General features: G+C 40.1%; 22 protein-coding genes. 2 read left to right on the top strand and 20 right to left on the bottom strand.

Going from position 1 to position 21779, the window contains the following annotated elements:
• On the top strand, nt 1-1521 hold the full coding sequence (locus BM398_RS04470) for an ABC transporter permease (RefSeq protein WP_092336610.1): 1521 nt from the start codon (nt 1-3) through the stop codon (nt 1519-1521).
• 136 nt (nt 1522-1657) lie between these two features.
• On the opposite strand, the gene BM398_RS04475 is transcribed toward BM398_RS04470, so the two are convergent.
• The 16 genes from BM398_RS04475 to BM398_RS04560 form a co-directional block, all read right to left on the bottom strand.
• Nucleotides 1658-2377 (bottom strand): histidine kinase dimerization/phospho-acceptor domain-containing protein, encoded by a 720-nt coding sequence (locus tag BM398_RS04475; protein ID WP_092336611.1) that lies wholly within the window; start codon nt 2375-2377, stop codon nt 1658-1660.
• On the bottom strand, nt 2359-3024 hold the full coding sequence (locus BM398_RS04480) for a response regulator transcription factor (RefSeq protein ID WP_092336612.1): 666 nt from the start codon (nt 3022-3024) through the stop codon (nt 2359-2361). Before BM398_RS04480 ends, BM398_RS04475 begins: the two co-directional genes overlap by 19 nt.
• Complete coding sequence (locus BM398_RS04485; RefSeq protein ID WP_092336613.1) at nt 3021-3884, bottom strand: TraX family protein; 864 nt, start codon at nt 3882-3884, stop codon at nt 3021-3023. Before BM398_RS04485 ends, BM398_RS04480 begins: the two co-directional genes overlap by 4 nt.
• Before the next feature lie 68 nt (nt 3885-3952).
• Nucleotides 3953-4459: a GrpB family protein gene (locus tag BM398_RS04490; RefSeq protein ID WP_092336614.1), complete on the bottom strand. Its 507-nt coding sequence runs from the start codon at nt 4457-4459 to the stop codon at nt 3953-3955.
• A 124-nt stretch (nt 4460-4583) separates the two neighbouring features.
• Nucleotides 4584-5372: a class I SAM-dependent methyltransferase gene (locus tag BM398_RS04500; RefSeq protein ID WP_092336615.1), complete on the bottom strand. Its 789-nt coding sequence runs from the start codon at nt 5370-5372 to the stop codon at nt 4584-4586.
• A gap of 19 nt (nt 5373-5391) precedes the next feature.
• The gene (locus tag BM398_RS04505; protein WP_092336616.1) at nt 5392-5856 is read right to left on the bottom strand and encodes an amidohydrolase family protein; all 465 of its coding nucleotides are present in this window, start codon (nt 5854-5856) and stop codon (nt 5392-5394) included.
• 19 nt (nt 5857-5875) lie between these two features.
• The gene (locus tag BM398_RS04510) at nt 5876-6694 is read right to left on the bottom strand and encodes a hypothetical protein (protein ID WP_092336617.1); all 819 of its coding nucleotides are present in this window, start codon (nt 6692-6694) and stop codon (nt 5876-5878) included.
• 980 nt (nt 6695-7674) lie between these two features.
• Nucleotides 7675-8448, bottom strand: a complete 774-nt coding sequence (locus tag BM398_RS04520; RefSeq protein ID WP_092336619.1) for a class I SAM-dependent methyltransferase — start codon at nt 8446-8448, stop codon at nt 7675-7677.
• Nucleotides 8449-8583: 135 nt separating this feature from the next.
• Nucleotides 8584-9489, bottom strand: coding sequence for an Abi family protein (locus tag BM398_RS04525; RefSeq protein WP_092336620.1), 906 nt, complete (start codon nt 9487-9489; stop codon nt 8584-8586).
• 156 nt (nt 9490-9645) lie between these two features.
• Complete coding sequence (locus BM398_RS04530) at nt 9646-10152, bottom strand: VanZ family protein (RefSeq protein ID WP_175531843.1); 507 nt, start codon at nt 10150-10152, stop codon at nt 9646-9648.
• Nucleotides 10153-10277: 125 nt separating this feature from the next.
• Nucleotides 10278-11357, bottom strand: coding sequence for a plasmid recombination protein (locus BM398_RS04535; RefSeq protein WP_092336622.1), 1080 nt, complete (start codon nt 11355-11357; stop codon nt 10278-10280).
• A 142-nt stretch (nt 11358-11499) separates the two neighbouring features.
• On the bottom strand, nt 11500-11742 hold the full coding sequence (locus BM398_RS04540; protein WP_092336623.1) for a complexin-2: 243 nt from the start codon (nt 11740-11742) through the stop codon (nt 11500-11502).
• 113 nt (nt 11743-11855) lie between these two features.
• The gene (locus BM398_RS04545) at nt 11856-13028 is read right to left on the bottom strand and encodes an AAA family ATPase (RefSeq protein ID WP_242949758.1); all 1173 of its coding nucleotides are present in this window, start codon (nt 13026-13028) and stop codon (nt 11856-11858) included.
• Nucleotides 13025-13489, bottom strand: a complete 465-nt coding sequence (locus BM398_RS04550) for a plasmid mobilization protein (RefSeq protein ID WP_242949759.1) — start codon at nt 13487-13489, stop codon at nt 13025-13027. The genes BM398_RS04545 and BM398_RS04550 overlap by 4 nt, the downstream gene beginning before the upstream one ends.
• Nucleotides 13401-14609 carry a site-specific integrase gene (locus tag BM398_RS04555; protein WP_092336624.1) on the bottom strand — a complete coding sequence of 403 codons (1209 nt, stop codon included), beginning with the start codon at nt 14607-14609 and terminating at the stop codon, nt 13401-13403. Before BM398_RS04555 ends, BM398_RS04550 begins: the two co-directional genes overlap by 89 nt.
• On the bottom strand, nt 14610-14807 hold the full coding sequence (locus BM398_RS04560; protein WP_090008876.1) for a MarR family transcriptional regulator: 198 nt from the start codon (nt 14805-14807) through the stop codon (nt 14610-14612).
• Nucleotides 14808-14970: 163 nt separating this feature from the next.
• Between BM398_RS04560 and BM398_RS04565 the strand changes: the two genes are divergently transcribed.
• A complete protein-coding gene (locus tag BM398_RS04565; protein ID WP_092336625.1) occupies nt 14971-15723 on the top strand; it encodes a helix-turn-helix domain-containing protein in 753 nt (250 codons plus the stop codon).
• Nucleotides 15724-15911: 188 nt separating this feature from the next.
• Here BM398_RS04565 and guaA read toward each other — a convergent pair whose 3' ends face one another.
• The 4 genes from guaA to tig form a co-directional block, all read right to left on the bottom strand.
• A complete protein-coding gene (guaA, locus tag BM398_RS04570) occupies nt 15912-17462 on the bottom strand; it encodes a glutamine-hydrolyzing GMP synthase (protein WP_026513965.1) in 1551 nt (516 codons plus the stop codon).
• Between the two features lie 77 nt (nt 17463-17539).
• Complete coding sequence (locus BM398_RS04575; RefSeq protein ID WP_092336626.1) at nt 17540-18865, bottom strand: C40 family peptidase; 1326 nt, start codon at nt 18863-18865, stop codon at nt 17540-17542.
• 81 nt (nt 18866-18946) lie between these two features.
• Nucleotides 18947-20338, bottom strand: a complete 1392-nt coding sequence (gene asnS, locus BM398_RS04580; protein ID WP_092336627.1) for an asparagine--tRNA ligase — start codon at nt 20336-20338, stop codon at nt 18947-18949.
• A 45-nt stretch (nt 20339-20383) separates the two neighbouring features.
• A complete protein-coding gene (tig, locus tag BM398_RS04585; protein ID WP_092336628.1) occupies nt 20384-21592 on the bottom strand; it encodes a trigger factor in 1209 nt (402 codons plus the stop codon).
• Nucleotides 21593-21779: the final 187 nt, after the last annotated feature.

Raw genomic sequence — 21779 nt, forward strand, 5'->3', positions numbered from 1 at the left:
ATGGGTATTGTAGGAAATCTTTTTATCGAACTCAAAAAACATAAACGCCGCTGTAATCTACTGTTATTCATTGCGGTGATCGTTGCCGAGATGGCGTTTTTATACGGAAATTTCCATGGAAAAGAAGCTGCTTCCGCCGGATGGATGCTCCTCTTTTATAATATCCCCATCATAAACTGCGTGTTTTTCCCGGTCGCGATCGCTGGATTTGCTTCCAGACTAATGGACATTGAGCACAAGGGCGAGATGCTGAAATGCCTATACACCTTTTCCACACCGCAAAAGATCTTTTTCACAAAAAATCTTTATGGTGCGATATGCACACTTATCCTGGTCACAATGCAGTGCGGCTCAATCATACTCTGCTGCAGAATTCTTGGTTTTGACAGCAACTTCCCGCTTAAATATCTGCTTATACACGGAGTGATCACTTATATAACCTGCATGACTCTGCTAAGTATACACCTGCTTTTGTCGTTTTTTTACAGAAATCAGGCTCTTAGCATTTCAGTGGGAATTCTTGGTAGTTTCACTGCATTTTTCTCATTGGTCCTTCCCGAATCAATTATTCAGAAGTTCCTTCCCTGGGCAACTTTCGTGACATCAGGCTTTGTCACAATGGACTGGAATCGCGACACGAGAGAAGTAAAATACGCGCTTGGAACCCCCGACTACACATCAACAATCATATGCATTGGATGGATAGTTCTTTTAACCTGTATCACACTTATGATGCTCAAGAAATCCGGTGTTGAAGAGGCGGAAAAAATAAAGAGCAAGCGAAAGACAACGAAGATAGTGCTTCACAAACGTCCTGTTGAGATTCTGAAATTGAAGGGATCACCTGCATGGATTGCCTTTTTCATAGTTCCTGCAATATCGGCGGCAATCGGAACCGTGAACTATCTCGCCAATCTGAGCATCTTAAAAGAAGGCTGGTACTCATTGTGGACTCAGCACACGCTGTTCTTGTGCTATTTCTTCATGCCTGTCATCATTGGGATCTTTACAGGTTGTATCTGGCGAGTTGAACACAGCGGAACAAATATGAACATTATAATGAATCATCAAAGGCCTGCAATGATAGTACTCGGCAAATATACGGCTACTTGCTTTATCACTTCTGTTTCACTGATCTGGGTCGTTGCCTTGTATCTCATTGCCGGATCAATGATTCACATAGACGGAGAATTGCCTTCGGGAATCATTCAGTGGATGGGCTTGGGAATCCTCAGTTCGTGGGTCATTTGCGCCTTCCAGGTTCTTGTTTCGCTTGTTATTAGAAACTTTGTCCTTCCGATAATTGTCGCATTCCTTGGCGGTTTCGCAGGTCTTTCCTGTATTGCAAAGGATATGCCTTACCTGACACCGTTCTCCTTGTTCGACCTTGCCATGAATCAGCGGGAATTGGGAGATGCGAATATCGGCGCATTTACACTCTCGTCTGTGATATTTATTGCGGTGTTTATTATGATTTCTATTGTGTATCTGAGCCGTAGCGATGTCAGATCTAACGAATGAGTTTTATCCATAGCAATGAAAGATCCAATAAATAAAATTTGCTCGAGAAAAAAGAGTCGCTTGTGCCTCTTTCGTTCTCGAGCTTAACTGCAAAACAATTAACGTCCTCTCTGTACGGCGTCCGTTTGCGAAGCGTTTATTTTTCAAGAATTTCCAAAACGCTTTTTGCAATGCGTTCAGCACTGCTAATTATCGCATCAATACTCTCTTTGCTGTCTTCATCAGGGTCTTTTTCCAAGAGAAGATCTGCGTTTCCCCTGATAATAGTAAGCGGAGTTTTAAGGTCGTGTGCTATCTGTGCCATCTCCTGTTTTGTCTCATAATCTTTGCGCCACTTTTCCTCAGCCAAAGTATAAATGAGTCTTTTTAGCCTGTTTATCAGAACGACAGAAGGAACCAGGATAACCAGAATATATGCCAAAGCCGTAAGTCCAAACGCCGTCCACTCTCCCGAAACGCCAACGCTGTAGTGGATATAGATTATAGAATCGCCTATCTTTTTGGCCATATAAGCTTCCTGACCGTCAAGATATTTTTCTTTTCCATTCGATTTATACTGTGAAATGTACTTTCTTAGCTTCTCTTCATTTCCGTCATTGATCCCTGAAGCAATTTCTTCGCCGTCTTTTTCGGCAACATAATCCGCGTTTTCGGGAAAAGAATTTGTATCAATTTTGCCCGTAGCTTCAGCATTTTTAATCCATGTCTCAACCTTCTTTTCGGTATCGTCTGCCCTGACCGCCGTTATATTTTGAAAGACGATTACGGCAACTACCGTCACAACACATAATAAGCTTGAAATTATCAAAAAATATATTCCCAAAATTCCGCTGAATTTTACATCTGTTTTTTCCATCGATAACCAACACCCCACACCGTTTCTATAGGTTCAATTTCGTACTGTTTAAGCTTTCTTCTGAGGTTCTTGATATGTTCCGTAATGGCCGATTCATCGCCGTCCTTGTCATATCCGTAAATGATCTCATAAATCTGCCCCTTCGAAAAAACCTGCCCTTTGTTCTTAAACAGCAGTGTCACAATATCAAACTCACTTTTCGTAAGCTCCACGAGTTCGCCTCTAACCTTCAAGCGGCACTCATTTGGATATAGCAAAACATTCTCATCCCTTAGCACCACGCCTGCAGAATCCCTGTTGTCCCTTCTGATATGAGCCGCAATTCTGGCTCTAAGCTCTGCTATGGAAAAAGGCTTCCTGATATAATCATCCGCTCCTATCGAAAGCCCGTATACTATGTCTTCTTCCAGCGCCTTCGCACTAAGGAAAATAATCGGACAATCCACTACTGCTCTTATCTTCGCCAGCAGATCGTATCCGCTTTCGACGGGCATCATAACATCCATTATTATCAGACTATATACAGACAGATCCTGCGGAAGAGCCTGAGTCGGAGAAAGGACAGTATCTACCTGATACTGCCCTCTTAATGCTTTTTCTATAAGAATCAAAATTTCTTTTTCATCATCAATTGCTAAAATTCTCATTGCATCACCATGTAAAGAATAAATGATAGTCCATATAAAACATAGACATGTGCGGGATAAAACCAGTAGAACAACTTGGCATTTCCCTTTCCACGCTCACCATTGTAGCATAACATGAGTATTATTGAAAAAACGCTGAGCCATTCATATGCATCAAAAAACAGTGTCTGCACATTCAGCTGCATTCCCATTACCGCAAGAGCGCCCACGTTTATTAAAAGGCACATAACCGCCCATGCATAAATGCGAATTTTCTTATTCTTACAATAGCTGAAAAGAAGAAGTATTATTCCCTCAAGTACTGTGATAGTTCCGCCATCAGCAATTGCAGTATGCATAGGCAAAAATGAAAGTGCACACATATTTGCCAAAGCCAATCCGGTACTGTTATTCGCATTCATTAATGGCACAAACACGCAATAATATGCGATTATCGGCCATATCAAAGGCACTATCAAAGCTGTCAGGCCTTTTACCCATTTCTTTTCCCTGATCCACTCTATTCCCTGCATTACAACAAACAGTATCGCAAAGCTTGATAACATCCCGTTCTGCGGAAAGAATCCATCGCCTCTGACCGCAGGCGACAAGGCGAAATAAAATCCGGACTGAATCACTCCCATTACAACTGATATCAGATATATCTTCAAAAAATATTTCTTTCTATCGTGCGTGTGAATAAATCCTTCCACGAAGCAAAACAAGAACAGCGGCGCCGCCAATCGTCCTATCCATGAAAACGCGATCGGCACCTTTCCCGTAAATTCAAAAAAGTAATGAATATGATCCAGCACCATAAACACCAGCGCAAGATATTTCAAACCAAAACCTGTAAGACCTTTTTCCTTGATATTAAACATTTCCGTCATCCTCCTGTTGAATACAGGATAGATGGTAATTATAAGGAATTTATAAGGATGGGAAAAATTCAATTTAAAGCAGCATAAATCTCCTCTATCACAGGCGACTTATGCTCAATATATTTATCGATATCATCGGGATATAGCTTTGCAGCTTCAAGTTTTATATTTCCATATTTTTCCTTGTCATCCGGATGACTTCTCAAATAATCCCTAAACGCAAGATGTCTTTTAAGCTCTGCAGAATCTTCCGGACATACATATAAATGATGTGTCTGCAAATGCTCTTTTCCCTCGTATGCAAAGGCTTCGCGCCCTTCAATTCCGAGATTACCTTCATGTGTATATCCGATGGTTTCAAGCGCCGCGATAGCTCTGTCAACATCCTCCGCCTTTACAACTGCATCAATATCAATAACCGGTTTAGCCGCCAAACCTTCAACTGACGTGCTTCCAACATGCTCAATAGAGATTGCAACTTCGCCAAGCACCGCTGACAGCTCATTCTTTATATCTATAAAATCTTGCTTCCACTTCTCGTCATACGGAAGCACTACTACGTGTTTTGTTCTCATGGATGTCACCTCTCAATTGCTTAATCTTTACCATCTCTCCATATTCTTTTTGTACTTTTCGGAATATGACTGTTTCAGTTCTTCTGCAGAAATGCCATAACATAGCTGAAATTAAGTTCCTACCTCATTTTTTATAACCATAAGAAATCACATGACATCGCGCAGCAAAGTATACATTTGAATCAGCATATTTTTCATCTACTCCGTGGTCAATTATGAATCTTCTCTGCTCTGATTCAAAATCATCAGTACCTGCACTAATGAAATCAACATAATCATTGATTCTGACTCCGATATTCTTTAGCCCAAGTTTCTCCATGAAGCCCGGCGCTTTCATACCAATTTGATAATCTCTTCCACCGGATTGTTCCTCTGATAGCCACCTCTGTTTTAGAAAATCATCGTTTTCAAACGGATCATATGTCCTATTATCTATATAAATCCCAGCATTCTCCATACGCCTGCTTGGTTCGATACATATTACCAATCCGTTCTCTTTTACAGCCCCGATCATCTTCTTCATTATATCTTCCGGTTTTGTAACATGCCGAAGTACAGCCTGGCATATAGCTATATCATATTCAGCATCAGGCTCATACTCATTTAAGTCTGCAACTTCAAAGCATACCTCCTTGCTGCCAGAAAAGATTTCACGCGCTTCATCGATAAGATCTTCAGATATATCAACTCCCTTATATAAGCTTTCCTTCGGGACTAACGGCAACAGCATCTGCGCCAAGTATCCATATCCGCAGCCAAAATCAATTATTTTCACCGGCTTATCTATCTTCCATACGCATTTTACAAGGAACTCCAAATAATCATTATTCCACAGGTTCTGCCTTGTACTATGTAAATATACCTTTTCCAATCCCCAATCTCTGGAACCATCTATTCCTGATGCTTTTTTCATAAACTCCCCCGCAAATGATTTATAGCTTTTTCAATCCGTTCTTTCTAATGTTGTCCAATTCCTCTGCATTCAGGCAACCGCTCTGATAAAGTCTCAAATACTCCTTAGATACATCTGAATCAAAGATCAACACATCATCGGAATTAATTGTCACATCAACACCGCTACGGTAAAGTTCCGCAATTGGATGAGTTTTAAAGTCTTTAACTCTTCCAAGAAGATAGTTACTTGTAGGTGTAATGTTTAGCCTGATATGATTATCCGACAGAAAACGAATCACAGAAGGATCTTCCACCGCCGCAATTCCATGCTGTATCTCATCCATGGAATTAAGCGGCTTTGTGATTGGTTGTATATCTTTTCCTGTCTGTTCTTTTAAAAATCTTCTGCTTCCTCCAAGCACAAAGTGGTTGTGTAGATCAGCCTTTGGGCATTTGCGGATATCATCAAGTTTTTCTTGTTTCAATGCCGTCTGAAAGTCCATCGTTGCTCCTTAATCAAGCTTATTTCAAATATTGTTCAATCTTGCCCTTTATTATATTGGAATTTAGCGGAACCTGTGAAGACTCAAATGTCAAAATCATGTTTTTCCCCGCATGATAACCATTTTGTTCATAGCGGGAAATCTTTTTAATATTCTTATTTGCATATTCCGGATCATCCATCATTCCAAAATGTTCCCAGACATATTCATTTCTTGTCCTTGCGTTGAGGCATAAAAAATCAGGTCTTACACTCATTTTTCCCAAAGAAAGCGGATATTCATATTTATAAGGAATTCCATATTGTTCAAGCAAATTTGCTATTATCACTTCTGACTTAGATCTGACACGTATACCACTTGCCGAATATATTTCACTTGTATCATCATTAAATTCAAATATCGCATATTCCTCATTTTTCCAAAGCTCTATATATTTCTCATCTGAAATACTAATAGGATCGATTAGCTTTTTTCTACCTTCATTAAATAGTTCTAACGCTGTTTCAATCGATGTATTATTTAATAAGCACTCATAGGAACTTAAGATATTAAACTCCTCTTTTGCAATATCAAGAACTTTTTGCTCATAATCTCTCTGCGCAAGTCTACGTGCACTTCCAATATCACTTTTAGGAATGTAGACACCATTTACTTCTTGAGAATTTTGCCTCCAATAGTATTGAAAATAGTTTTTTCGCTTTAATACTCTAAGCCCGCCTTTAGGTGCTGAATCTAACTTTATTTCAAGCGCTTTAATTATTTTATTTATTGCAATCTTTCGCTTCTTAAGTGCATTAAGAACATCTCTGCTCGTTGATACTTCGTTATTATCTAACATCTTATTAAATCTTCCCTCCGTTATATTTATCACTCCTGCTATTTATTGATAATCATTAGGGTTCTTTTCCATATGCTTTCTTATCTTTTCATATGAACTTGTTATTTTTATCTATTCAATATGCCTTATTTTGTATGTTTCTTCTTTTTTCTGCTCACTAAAAAACTAATTTGCATATTAAACAATCATCACGCAATTCTTTAATATGCCTTTATTACGAAAAAAATCGAAGTCGCTCTTAAAACGAGCACGTAAACGCATATGAAAATTATCCTAAAGAAGTTTTAATATGCTTTTGACATATAGAAAGCTTGCAGATAGATAATCCCCTACGCAGAAGGCATATTCGCAAACCCCAATAAGCACTTTTCATATGCGCCTTCCTAAAAGGCAACACTAAAATCACAACACATCACATATCAAGGATTTTCGTGGTAAGACAAATATAACCACTTAAAGAAAATTTATAGAAATCCTGAAACTGAATAAGAATATACTCCAACATATACAAAAAAGCAACCACAAGTTTTCGGCCCCGCAACAAAAGCCACAACAAAAAGCCCGCAAATGCCGGTGTTTGCAGGCTTTGCTCCTTTACTCCTATAATAGAAATCGCTTGAAATACAGCGATTTCTATTATATAAATTGTCGACGGATGCTTCGATAATTTATATGAAAATCTCTTCGGAATTTCGCGCACAAAATAGGAGGCAGGACATAAATGCAAGCATTTGTCCTGCCTCCTATCTTATGCTAAAACACTACGTGTTTTTCATTTAAATTGTCTCGTGCTCGGCTCGTTATCACTCCAGTTCGCAAATACAAATTTGCTATGTGGTGTAAAACATGATGTTTTCGTTACTCATCAGTTCAATATTGAACGGTTCGAACAGATTCAATACCTTTTTCTTATTTTTTATTGTCATTTTATTGTCACGCTGACAATGTGATTGTAACATAGCTGGAGGCAAGTTCCCACCTCATTTTTTATAACCGTAAGAAATCACATGGCATCGCGCAGCCAAGTATCCATTTGAATCAGCATATTTTTCATCTACTCCGTGGTCAATTATGAATCTTCTCTGCTCTGCTTCAAAAGCATCCGTACCTGCACTAACGAAATCAACATAATCATTGATTCTGACTCCGATATTCTTTAATCCCATATTTTTCATGAATACCGGAACTCTCACTCCGACTTGAAAATCTCTACCGCCAGATTGTTCCTCTGATAACCATCTCTGCTTTAAAAACTCATCGTTTTCAAACGGATCATATGTCCTATTGTCTATATAAATACCCGCATTTTCCATGCGTCTGCTTGGTTCAATGCATATTACCAATCCATTCTCTTTTACAGCCCCAATCATCTTCTTCATTATATCTTCCGTTTTTGAAAGATGTCGAAGCACAGCCTGGCATATAGCTATATCATATTCATCATCAGGCTCATACCCATTTAAATCTGCAACTTCAAAGCAGACATCCTTGCTGTCTGAAAAGATTTCACGTGCTTCATCGATAAGATCTTCAGATATATCAACTCCCTTATATACGCTTCCCTTAGGAACTAACGGCAACAACAACTGCGCCAAGTATCCATATCCGCAGCCAAAATCAATTATTCTAACCGGCTTATCTATCTTCCATACGCCTTTCACAAGGAACTCAAAATAATCATTATTCCACAAATTCTTCCTTGTACTATGTAAGTATTCCTTTTTTAATCCCCAGTCTGTATTATTATCAGGCACTTTCCTTCAATCTCCTCTTTGAGAACTTTTTCACTATCCTAAGTGCCTTGTTTGGGGCATTTATAAGATGAGTTACTGTGTACCTGCTGCGTACAATAGAAAGCTAAGAGCTACTGTATGCGTCTGTTAGCAACTTTAAGTAATATTCTTCATATTTTTTATATACATAAGTTCCCTATAGTTTTTTGGAAATCCTATAAGGCTAAGATCTATATCCTTCTCATATTTCTTAACTATTCGATTAAGCTTATCTCTAAATTGCCTTCTTTCATCATCAGAAGGTAACCTCTTAATCAGCATAAGTATATACGCAAACAGAGAATCATTCCTTATTGCTGGGTTATTCCTCAAAAAATTCTTATTGAACTTTACTGGAGGATTCATTGTAGAATTATACAAACGCACTCCATGAGAGCACTTATTTCTGATTACAGATAGAGCATGTAAATGATTCTCCAGTGTTGCTGTACTTATGCCAACCTGCGTTGCTATCACATTTTTATCCGACAAATACAACGCATGATAGAATAATGAAACGCTTGAACAAGTCATCAATTCCAGCATAACCCATACAGGCATCTTATCGGCATATTTGTTGAAATGGTGCTTAACTATTGCACTGTCCTTATAATATGATTTTTCTTTGGTGAAGTTCTGCAATGTCTTTGTAATTCCAACTTTATCATAATAGTTCTTCACATCATAATGCTGATCATATGGTGGAGTCTGACATTTTAGCTCCGCAAATTTATTTCCTATCAAATCTTTGTAAAAGAATTCCGCTTTTTCAATGTACTGTCTAAGCAATAATCTGATTTCTTCATCAAAACAATAAACTGTGTAGATATTTTCAAAACGAATACCTTTAATCATCTCATGACTATCAGTTGACAACCTATATTGCAACATATATCCCGAAAGTCTATAATAGCTGACTTTCTGAAGTACATTTCTTGCAAATGCCTCATCAGATATTACTACTCCATGATCTTTTAGCTTTTTTATCTGTTCATCTAATGTATAAGGTTTCTTTAAATCCATATAATCTCCATAAAGTAAAAAAGCCAAGCTCAACGCTCGGCTTGGTCCCAAGTGTTATTCGCACCTGGCAACTCTGTTAATCATATAATATCATATTTTACCTTTTTTTCAAGTCAACTTTTGAAAACAAATGCGCCTTCGCACTTGTACCAAATATTAGTTACTTACAAACAACAAGACCAGCAAACCGATCAATCCCACCTCGATAATAGCGCCCATAATACTTACTATCTTAACCTCATGCCCTCTAGAAATTTTTCTAAGCAGGAAATATATTACTGTCCCCACAACACCGCCTGCAGTATTTGTAATCAAGTCTGTTATATCACTCGAACCAATCGCAAATACCCATTGTAGAACTTCAAAGCTCAGGCTCAGAATAAAGCATCCACCTATTCCCGAAATGATTTTCTTCTTTCCCAACGCAGCAAAATAAAATCCAGCAGGAACAAACACAAGCATGTTGTATAAAATATCAAATAGTTGAAACTGACTTCCATTAAACCCCCCATAGTAAAATGGAACAAGATTAATGCTTCTCCTAGAAGGTATCTTATCAAGAATATCAGCTATCTTAAAAAGAATTAACCAGCAAAGAAACAATAAATATATTCCCATTACAACATAAGCAAATACTTTTCCCTTTTTACTTTCTTTTTCCATCTGACCTTCCCCTACATTCATAGTTCATTTCAAAATAGAAACAGTTTCATTATACTTTACTAACCAAGTCACTTCAACAGAAAGCAAGGGCGCTTTCACGCCCCTGTCTACTGCTATCATGGTATTCATCTCTCCGGACCAAGATTATTTCTATTGAGATTTGGGCCCTGCTGTTCTTTCCTCTGATCTACGATTGTCTGGCTCTCTCTAAGTTTTTGTAAGAGACTTGTCCTAGCCTTTTCAGCTACCTCAGGCTTCTTGGTCTTATCCCACCATTCTTTGAATGTTTTAAAGGCTTTTGAGACCAGTTTTCCCAATGTAGTCTTGGGATTTTCAAGTGTTGCGTATCTCATGAATTCCTTCTTCATTTCCGAATTCACTACTGAGTCCACATATTGGTCGACCTTACTTTCGATATCCTGCTTCATTTCTTTAGCCGTATCATCCAAAGCTTCAATCTGTGTCTCCTTCTCCTGGCACTTATCTTCCAGCTTTTCGTATTCTTGCTGCTTTAGCCTTAAATAGAATTCTTTTGAGAAGTCGCTATTCCTGCCCTTTTCTTTTGGCTTAAGTGTTTCATCTCCAAAGATTTCCGGGTGATCTTTCATCTGATGTTCTACAAAATCGTGCATCTGATCCTGTATCGTTTCCAGTCTTTTCTGATCGAATACTTTTGTTTTTGCCACCTGCTTGCTTAGTCCTCGTTTATATCCCGTTGCTATCGGAACTCCTACTACGTGCATATGAGGTGAATCCTCATCTAAATGTGTTACTGCCGATGCAATTTTGAATTCCGGAACTATCTCTTTTACATATTCAAGCTGTTCCCTTAACAGTGGCTTCATTGCATTCCACTGTTCTCTTGTCTTATCAGCCCAGAACTCCTTATCTCCTACTTGGAGAATTACTTCTGTAGCCACATCGTTCTTTTTGCTTTCGGATACATACTCCAGATAGTCCGGAATTTGTCTGTCGCTTCTCTTATCTTTGTTGTATTCCGCAAGAACTTCGGAGAATTCCCTTTCGTAAATCTCTTTTACATCGTCGAGAATATTTACTTCACTCCCGACTTCCACTTCGATCATTTCTTCGTTATACTCTTCACTTTGAAATAATCGAAGATTGTGTTTGCTCACCGATACCACATCTCTTGTTTTGGTGAGCGAATGTTTCTTACATGAGATGTGAAATGTTACTGTTATCATAAACAAACTCCTTTCGTAATATTTTTTTGCCGCCGGCAGGCCCCTCGGAGAGCCCCCGGATAATGATGTGTAATGTCATTATCCATAGGGGGTTACCCATAACGACACGTTATGGGGAAGCTCGCTGCGCTCGCCGGCCAAATCACCACCTAAAGCTTTCGCTGATACCTCGTTTTTTAAGATATTCCAGCCTGGCTTTTTCTCTTTCTTCTTCACTTGGTGCGGTTTTATATTTTGCATAAAGATCATGCATAATGATTGCATCAACTTTTGTTTCCATGGCTTTTTCTATTTTGGAAAACAGCTCATCACTCGCCATATCCAGAACAAAGTACTGCACCAAATATATAAATAACGTAAAAGGAATTTGTACATTCTTCCTCATCTGATTATTTCCTTTCATAAAAAGGGTGACGATAATGACGATGATGACGATATTTTTGATACCACCCCGGTATGTAAAATACCGTCATTACCGTCACACATCGTCACCAATAATTATTCTTCAGGGACCACCCTAAGAAGGAACGGCTTTCTGTCCTTCTTTCTCTGAAGAGGCTCGTAGTAAATGCCATACTCTTTATAGAGCTTTCCACGATTTACGTTCAGTCTCCTTACAAGAGCATTGGATGAAATGAGATTCTCCAGCCCCGGAACTGCTTCTAAAAGTTCAGAAGCTATTCCATTGAACTCACCTGCCGTTCTGACAAATACAGCAATTGCTTCAAGTACTTCATCAGGCTTCGGCTTAAAAATCTCATTCTCTGCTTTGGTAAGATTCCAAACACAGGTGTCCATGTCACGCTCAAGTGTCAGTTCCTGGTCCTGCTGATCCCTGCCGACGATATCAAGCACAGCTTCTCTGTCCGTCCTCTTCTTTTTGTAAAGAATAAACGCTCCATCTGCTGCTCCAAGCAAACCGTTAGTGCCGGAGATCATCTCAAAACTATCCGAGGATTCCAGCTTCCTTGTATGATGGACTATCAGAACACAGAGTCCGGTTCTATCACTGAACTCCTTGAACTTGGTAATGTTCTCATAGTCACCTGCATAGCTGTACTTATCCTCACCAATCTCTTTGACCTTTTGAAGAGTGTCGATAATAATCAACCTGGCATCGGGATACTCTTTGACAAATGCTTCCATCTGCCCATCGAGTCCATCCTTCAATGTCTTAGCTCTGGTTGCAAGGAAAAGATTGTCTACACCATCTTCACCAAACATCATAGAAAGCCTTTGCTGAAGTCTTGGATAGTCATCCTCAAGAGCAAGATAAAGAACTGAGCCTTTCCTTGTCGGATAGTTCCACAAAGGTGTTCCTGTCGCAACATGATACGCAAGCTGTGCCATAAAGAATGACTTGCCGATCTTCGGTGCCCCAACAAAAAGGTAGGTACCGCAGTTAAGCAATCCGTCAATTACAGGAAGCTTTGGCGGAAATGAGTTGTCATAAAGCTCAGTCATGGACATGATCTCAAGGCCTTTCAAATCGAATCTCCTCCCATCATCACTGTGAGAACTGTCATTTACTGACAATTCACCCGGTGGCTTCGTATTGCTCACATCCCCCTTGTTTGTTATAATTTCCGTATCGACTACGGAATTGTGCTGCTCGCTGGTTGTTTCCGCAACCGCATTATGAGCAGCCTTTTCTTTTGCATCTTTTCTCAAAACGCATCCTCCTTATTTTGATTTTCTATATCAATATGCCTGCCTCTGGCATCTGATTCCCTTGGAACCATTCTGTGCTCATGTACGCTCCTTTCCAGCTCAAGCTTTCTCTGAACAATTCTGCTCTGATCAACTGAAACACCTTTCTCAAAGGCCTCCATGATCTGAAGCATCGTTCTGATCGGATCAAGCAAATCTTTCCCAATCTGACTTGCATCTGTTATCCTGGTAAGCTCAGTTTCGATATTCTGAAGGGAACGCCTGAATTGCAGCATCATCAATGGGTTTCCTACTGCATAAACCTCATTGTGCAGAACCGCCTCGACTATGTAGTCCTGCTTTATCTGATACCCCATGAGTTTTACACGCTCATTAAGCTCTATTTCTTCTTCCGGAGATAACCTGAAAGCGATTGTACGATTTCTCCAACGATTCTTCTCGTCCCTCTTTTTCTGAGACATTTGCTAAACCTGCCTTTCTCCTATCAGCCTTTGGCTCAAATCCAACCAATGAAGTACGCTCTTTATCCAGATCCATTGCCATTTCACTCTGGATAGATGGAAAAAGATGTGCATATCTGTAAGTAATCGCTATAGCTTCATGGCCTACTCTGTCTCCTATAGCAAGTGCAGAATACCCCATATTGATTAAAAGGCTCACATGGCTGTGCCTGAGATCATGGATCCTTATCCTCTTAACACCGCTGAGTTTCACTCCGCGGTCCATCTCGTGATGAAGGAAAGTCTTGGATATCTGAAACATCCTATCGTAATCTCTTATCCCATAAAGCCTTGTGATGTAGTCTTTTACTTCAAGAGCAAGAAACTCAGGCATATAGATAACTCTGTTGCTCTTCGGAGTCTTGGGAGTTGTAATAACATCCTTTCCCTTTAGTCTCTGAAAAGACTTGTTTATCCTAAGTTTATTGTTATCAAAGTCGAAGTCTGCAGGAGTAAGGGCAAGCAGTTCGCCAAGACGAATTCCACACCAATACAGGATTTCGAAAGCGATATAGGATTCTTCCTTATCAGCAACAGCCTCAACAAAGGTCTGGTACTCGTCCTGTGTCCAGAAAAGCATTTCCTTCTTCTCTTCACGTCCCATGTTTCCGGCTCTGCGTGCAACATTTACTCTAAGTCCATACATATTTACCGCATGGTTTAAGATTGCACTAAGCTGATTGTGTATTGTCTTTAGATATGTCTGTGAATACCTTTTGCCATCTTTCGTCTGAAGCTTCATCATTTCATTTTGCCACTGTAATATATCTGACGTCCTAATCTCAGATAGCTTCTTCTTTTCAAAATAGGGCATGATTTTCTTTTCTATGATGCTTTCTTTGGTGAGCCAGGTATTGTATTTAACCCTCGGCTTCTTATCTCTGATGTATATTTCAACAAAATCCTTAAAATACATATCAAGATTTTCATCTTGCTGGAGTTTGAAAGAGCGTTCCCAATCAATCGCATCAGATTTTCTATCAAAACCTCGTTTGGTTTTCTGCTTAAGAGTTCCGGTAAAATCCTTATAGTAAGTCCTGACTTCCCATTTTCCGGTTTTCTCGTTTTTTAAGACAGCCAACTAAACCACCTCTTTCTCATGAGTGACACCGTAGTAGCTTTCTTCAAAGTATTTACGACTAACTCTACCATGAACTGTATGAAAGCCTTTTGCTTCCAATTCACGATTAAGCTCTCTGATGATTCTGTAGGCCATTCCATCAGACACACCTAAAACTTCCATGATTTCTGCTGCTCTCATAAATGATTTCTGTTCCATTTCTTATCCTCCTTTTCTATACCGTTCACTTTTGAACTGTTTTGGTATTTTGAATTCTAACCGTTCAATTCTGAACTGTCAATACTTTTCCAGAAAAACATTTCATTTCTGAACGGTTAGTGATATACTCATTTCAGAAACGAACTGAAAGGAGCCTTGCAAAATGAGGTACTTCGATGAACAGCACAACGACAAACTCAAAAATAATTTAGGCGAAAATATTCGTAAATACCGAAAGCTCCGGGGAATGACTCAAAAAGAACTTGCAGAAAAAATCAATAAAAGCGAATCCGCAGTCCGAAACTATGAGTTAGGAAACCGAATGCCTGACCTTAACACCTTAGACCTTATTTCCATACATCTAGGAATTAGGCGTGATTATTTTTACTCTCCAAATCCTGAGGATAGAAGTTCTGCATTCAATATGCTAGTACGCTTTGAATCACTATATGGCTTGGTTCCCAAAATGGTTGATGGCGATCTTCACTTTGTATTCCTACCTCCTTCTGAAGATGTCAGCATTGAATCTCCTACAGATAAATACATACTAAAAGAAGAGCTCCTACGCTGGTGCCAAGTAAGGGATTCCTACAAGGCAGGCGAACATACAAAAGAAGAATACGAAGAATGGAAACTCTCTGACGGCGTGCTTGAAAATGTCTTCTCCGATTATGAGGGCTATCCTCTTTCTCTTGAAGAAGAGATTGCCAATGAAACTGCTCGCAGAGAATGTGGCTTCTTCCCTTCTCCTGTTTATGATGAAAAAGGTAATCTTGTAATGCCAGTGCCAGATGATGCAAATGAATTACCTTCATACATTGAAGACCTTCCTGTATCTGAAGCTTTAGATAAATTCTTCAAAGAGCGTGATGCTAAAAAACAAGCTGATGAAAAAAAGCTTAAATCCAATAAATAACCATACAAAAAAGCCGTAGTAAATGTATTGAATACATTCACTACGGCTCATTTTATGAACTGATTTATAGTTTGATATTTACTCTAAAATAACACCATATTTTCAAAGTGTATTGTCATTTTATTGTCACTACACTTCCATACACCTCTCAAAGTCTTGTAAATACAGGCTTTGCAGAAACGCTGGTATTATTCCAGTTCCACTGTTCCGGGCGGCTTAGAAGTGAGGTCATACATTACGCGGTTAACGCCCTTAACCTCATTGATGATTCTGCTCATGACTTTCTGGAGAACTTCGAAAGGAATCTCGGAAGCCTCGGCTGTCATGAAGTCTACGGTCTCTACAGCGCGGAGAACGATTGCGTAATCGTAGGTTCTCTCATCACCCATAACGCCTACGGAGCGCATGTTTGAAAGCGCTGCAAAGTACTGATCGGGAAGCTTGGATAAACCGGCTGCCGCGATTTCTTCTCTATAGATGTAATCCGCATCCTGAACAATACGAACCTTATCGGCAGTAACTTCGCCGATAATACGGATACCAAGTCCGGGTCCCGGGAAGGGCTGACGGAACACAAGATACTCGGGAAGTCCGAGCTCAAGTCCTGCCTTACGAACCTCATCTTTAAACAATGTCTTAAGGGGCTCAATGATTTCCTTGAAATCAACGAAATCAGGAAGTCCTCCTACATTGTGATGTGACTTGATAACGGCTGACTCACCGCCAAGTCCTGATTCTACAACGTCAGGATATATTGTACCCTGTGCAAGGAAGTCAACTGCACCGATCTTCTTGGCCTCTTCCTCGAACACACGGATAAACTCTTCACCAATGATCTTACGCTTGCGCTCAGGCTCTTCTACACCTGCAAGCTTTGCGTAATATCTGTCTGCCGCATTCACGCGGATAAAGTTGATGTCGAAGTTACCTTTCTCACCGAATACGCCTTCAACCTCATCACCTTCATTCTTACGAAGAAGTCCGTGATCTACGAATACGCATGTAAGCTGCTTACCGATTGCTTTAGCAAGGAGAGCTGCAAGAACAGATGAATCAACACCACCTGAAAGAGCAAGAAGCACCTTGCCGTCTCCAACCTTAGCCTTGATATCTTTAATTGTATTCTCTACGAAAGAATCCATTCTCCATGTACCTGCAGTCTCGCAGATATTTCTTACGAAGTTATGGAGAATCTCTTTGCCTTTAACTGTATGTAATACTTCGGGATGGAACTGAATAGCGTACAGTTTCTTATCTTCACAAGCCGCTGCAGCTACGGGACAATCCGCTGTGTGAGCAATGATATCAAATCCCGGTGCAACTTTGCTGATATAGTCGAAGTGACTCATCCATACGATAGTGTCATCCTCAACACCTGCAAACAACTTATCCTTAGATCCGTCAATAAATGTCTGCGTCTTACCGTACTCTCTAACAGGCGCTTTCTCTACCTTACCTCCGAGCACGTGCATCATGAGCTGCGCTCCGTAGCAAAGTCCCAAAACAGGAATACCAAGCTCGAACAATTCCTTTGTATAAGTTGGTGCTCCATCCTCATAACATGAGTTGGGGCCTCCGGTCAAAATAATTCCCTTAGGCGCCATCGCCTTTATCTGCTCTATCGGAGTACGATATGAATAAATCTCACAATAGACGTTACACTCCCTGACACGACGAGCTACAAGCTGGTTGTACTGTCCGCCGAAATCAAGAACTATTACTTTCTCTTCTGCAGTCATGGTTCCTCCCGAAAAAAATTTACAACAATAATTATGCACGATTATACACTATGGCATAAAGGCTAACAACTGGCACATCACACAAATCTTCTGACACAGATGATCGGTCTGTACATTGCTGAACTGTATTTGATTCCGGTCTTCTGTGTACTTGCGTGAACAATCTGTCCGCCGCCAATATATATTCCCACATGCCCGCCGTAGTAGATAACATCTCCCGGCTGTGCATCGGAATATGAAACTTCCGTTCCGTAATTTCCCTGCTCCCATGATGTTCTGGGAACCGATATTCCAAACGCCTTGTAAACAGAATATACAAATCCCGAACAATCCGCGCCGTTTGTAAGACTTGTTCCGCCGGACACATATGGATTACCGACGAACTGGCAAGCATAGCTCGCAATATTAGAGCCGGATCCGCCTCCCGAAGGTGCCGGTGGAGGTGATGAGTTCTTTGAACCGCCTGAAGAAGTAGAATCTCCCGAGCCACCGCCGTTATCTGCGCTTGCTCTCTGAGCTTCCTCGCTCTTACGCTTCCTCTCAGCTTCTTCCGCCTCACGGGCAGCCTGCGCAGCTTTCTTGGTCTCATTAACCTCATTCTGCTTGGATGCTATCTGCTTCTGAAGTGCAGCCATATCAGACTGCTGGCTCTTAATCTGCGCCGTATATATCGCAGCATCCTGTTTTGCCTTAGCAAGCTTTACCTCGTAATCCGAATATTTAGCCTTGTACTCCTTAAGGACTTCTTCCATCTGCTGCTGCTCTTCTTCCATCTCAAATTTCGAAGTTTCAAGCTGTCCCTTCTCCTCTTCGAGCTGTGTCTTGGCTTTATCAGCAGCCGTCTTTACTTCAACATATTCCTTAAGCTTCTCTCTGTCATATTCATAAATCTGCTCAATGTACTGAGCTTTATTAAGTGCATCCGAGTAATCTGCGGCGGTCAAAAGAATCTGTATATAAGATGATTCTCCCTGCTCATACAAATACTTTATTCTCTGCACCATTGCTTCATACAAGGTATCTTCTTTTTGCTTCGCTTCCTCATACTCAGCTGTTTTTATTTTTATCTGCTCTTCGGTTTTCTCAATTTCTTCTTTTATAAGATCTATATCAGCCATCATGGAAACAATTGCACTTGAAGTTTCATCCATGGCTGCTTTTGTCTTTCCCTGATCTGCGGCAATCGAATTTACCTTGCCGTTTGCGTTATTGAGATTTTTCTGACTCTCGTTCTTTTTCTTCTCAAGCTCTTTTTTCTGATTCTTTAATGCCTGTTCTTCCTGTTCCAGCTTGTTCTGTTTTTGCTGTAAATCAGTACTGGTGGTAGCCCAGACAGGGTCCACCACCAGCATACTAAGGACTAAGGAAAGAGCTATAGCAGAAAAAAATTTACCTTTTTTCATTTCATCCTCCTTGTCCCTCATTATTCAGTATCTCTATATAATTATAACACGTGATATCAAGAAATTCCTTGTTTCTTCACATCAAAGATCGCAATTTCCGACTGTTCTCGGGAATGACTCAACGTCTCTTATATTTCCCATTCCTGTAAGGTACATTACGCAACGCTCAAATCCGAGACCAAATCCGGCGTGTCTTACACTTCCGTACTTTCTAAGGTCAAGATAGAACTGGTAATCATCCTTCTTCATTCCAAGCTCATCCATACGCTTTTCGAGAATCTCAAGGTCGTCTTCTCTCTGGCTTCCGCCAATGATCTCTCCGATTCCGGGAACAAGACAATCTGCTGCTGCAACAGTCTTTCCATCGGGATTAAGCTTCATGTAGAACGCCTTGATATCCTTAGGATAATCTGTTACGAAAACAGGCTTCTTGAATACTTCTTCAGTGAGATATCTCTCATGCTCTGTCTGAAGATCGCATCCCCATGATACCTTGTAATCAAACTTATCATTGTTCTTTGTAAGAATATCGATAGCTTCTGTATAAGTGATACGACCAAACTCATTACCTACAACGTTGTTAAGTCTGTCGATAAGTCCTTTGTCAATGAACTCGTTAAAGAATGCCATCTCTTCAGGGCAATGCTCAAGAACATAGTTGATAACGTACTTAAGCATAGCTTCTGCTGTGTCACAATCATCCTTAAGATCTGCAAAACACATCTCAGGCTCGATCATCCAGAACTCAGCGGCATGTCTTGTTGTATTGGAGTTCTCGGCACGGAACGTAGGTCCGAATGTATATACGTTCTTAAATGCAAAAGCATAAGTCTCAACATTGAGCTGTCCGCTAACAGTAAGGTTAACAGGCTTTCCGAAGAAATCCTTTGAGAAATCAACAGCTCCGTCCTCAGTCTTGGGAACGTTGTTAAGATCGAGGGTTGTTACCTGGAACATCTCTCCGGCACCTTCACAGTCACTTCCTGTAATAAGAGGAGTGTGAACATATACGAAATTTCTCTCCTGGAAGAAAGAATGAATAGCATATGCAGCAACTGAACGAACCTTGAATACTGCCTCAAAAGTATTTGTTCTTGCACGAAGATGAGGAATTGTTCTGAGGAACTCAAGAGTGTGTCTCTTCTTCTGAAGAGGATAATCTGAAGTAGATGTTCCCTCAATCTCAACTTCCTCAGCCTGCATCTCGAAAGGCTGCTTTGCGCCGGGTGTTGCAACGATTGTTCCTGTTGCGATAACCGCAGCACCTACGTTGAGCTTACTGATCTGTGCAAAGTTTGAAAGTGCATCAGAATATACGATCTGAAGTGGTTTAAAGTATGTACCGTCATTCAAAACTATAAATCCGATAGCCTTAGAATCACGGATACTTCTAATCCATCCTCCGACTGTCACTTTCTGTCCGACATATTTTTCTTGTTCTGTAAATAATGCTTTTATATCTGTAAGTTCCATGACATCCTCCAATTAAAAATATTTCCCAACAAATAAAACGCTCTATCAATTAGCAGGCTCAACCACATTTGCATTATCAACAAGGAATGCTACAACCTTATCTGCCATAAGGCCTTCCTTAATAGTCTTGGGATCAACATCACCCTTAAGTTCATCAAGTGAGCTGTATCCTGTAGTTCCTGCATCAAAAGCTTCCTTAAGATAATTCTCAACATCCTCATCAGAAATTGCAATATTTTCATTCTTAGCAATTGCTGCGAATGTTATAAACTGCTGAGCTACCTCATTTACCATGTTCTTCAAAAATGCATCGGCATCTGTCTGATCGGAAGCGGTATTCTCCATCATAATGCGAACAATATCGCTTGCAGTTGTAGGCTGTCCATATGCAGTGTACATCTGAGCATAATTCTCAAGCTGCTCATTCTCCTGAACAAGGTAATAATTGAGAAGTTCCTGAGGGAAATCCTTAAACTCTGAGATTTCAATGACTTTCTCAATAACCGCAGACTCAACATCAGCTTTGTGTGTTGCCTCTGCTTCTTCTGTAAGCTGCTGCTTAGATGTTTCCTTAAGCTGCTCAAGATTTGTAACACCTTCCATTCCAAGACCGGCTGCCCACTCATCTGTAGGCTCTTTTGACTTTTCACTTATCTTGTTAACTTTAACTGTAAATACAACCTTCTTACCTGCAAGATCCTTTGAACCGTATTCTTCAGGGAATGTAAGGTCAAGATCTACTGTATCTCCAAGTTTTACACCAACAAGTCCGTCTTCGAATCCGGGAATAAACATACCGGATCCGATATCAAGATCGAATCCCTGCGCTGTTCCACCATCAAAAGCAACTCCTGTGTCAGCGTATTTTCCTTCGTAATCTATATTTGCAATATCACCCTTCTGTATAGGTCTGTCTGTAATCTCTGTCTTGGCAGGATTGGACTCAATAAGATTATTGATATATCCGTCAACATCCTCATCTGTTACAGATGCGGGAGCAACCTCAACAGTCAGCCCTTTATACTCGCCCAATGTGATGTAATCCAAAGGATTTATATCATCAAGAGTCTTCACTTCAAGTTTGTCCAAATTCTGCAAAGATGCAATGTCGTTTGAGCCTGCTGTTGCAGCTGCTTCTGTAGATGAGCTCTCAGCTGCCGCATCGCTTGCAGCCTCTTTAGACTTTGAGCCACATGCTGTAAGTGAAGTTACTGCCATTGCCACGACCAACAATACAGAAAGATTCTTTTTCATAATGCTTTCTCCTTTAAAATAATTTGATATATTCAAGAATATAGAATATCTTGCTATTTCATATCAAAACAATATTTCTTATACTACCACACCTTCCAAAATGATTAAAGTATTTTATTTGCCTATCTTCCTAAAGAATGCTACAATACTTTTTGCTATGATATAGTATATTGATTTTCGGAGGATA

Origin of the sequence: Butyrivibrio sp. M55, assembly GCF_900116865.1 — a bacterium.
GTDB lineage: Bacteria > Bacillota > Clostridia > Lachnospirales > Lachnospiraceae > Butyrivibrio.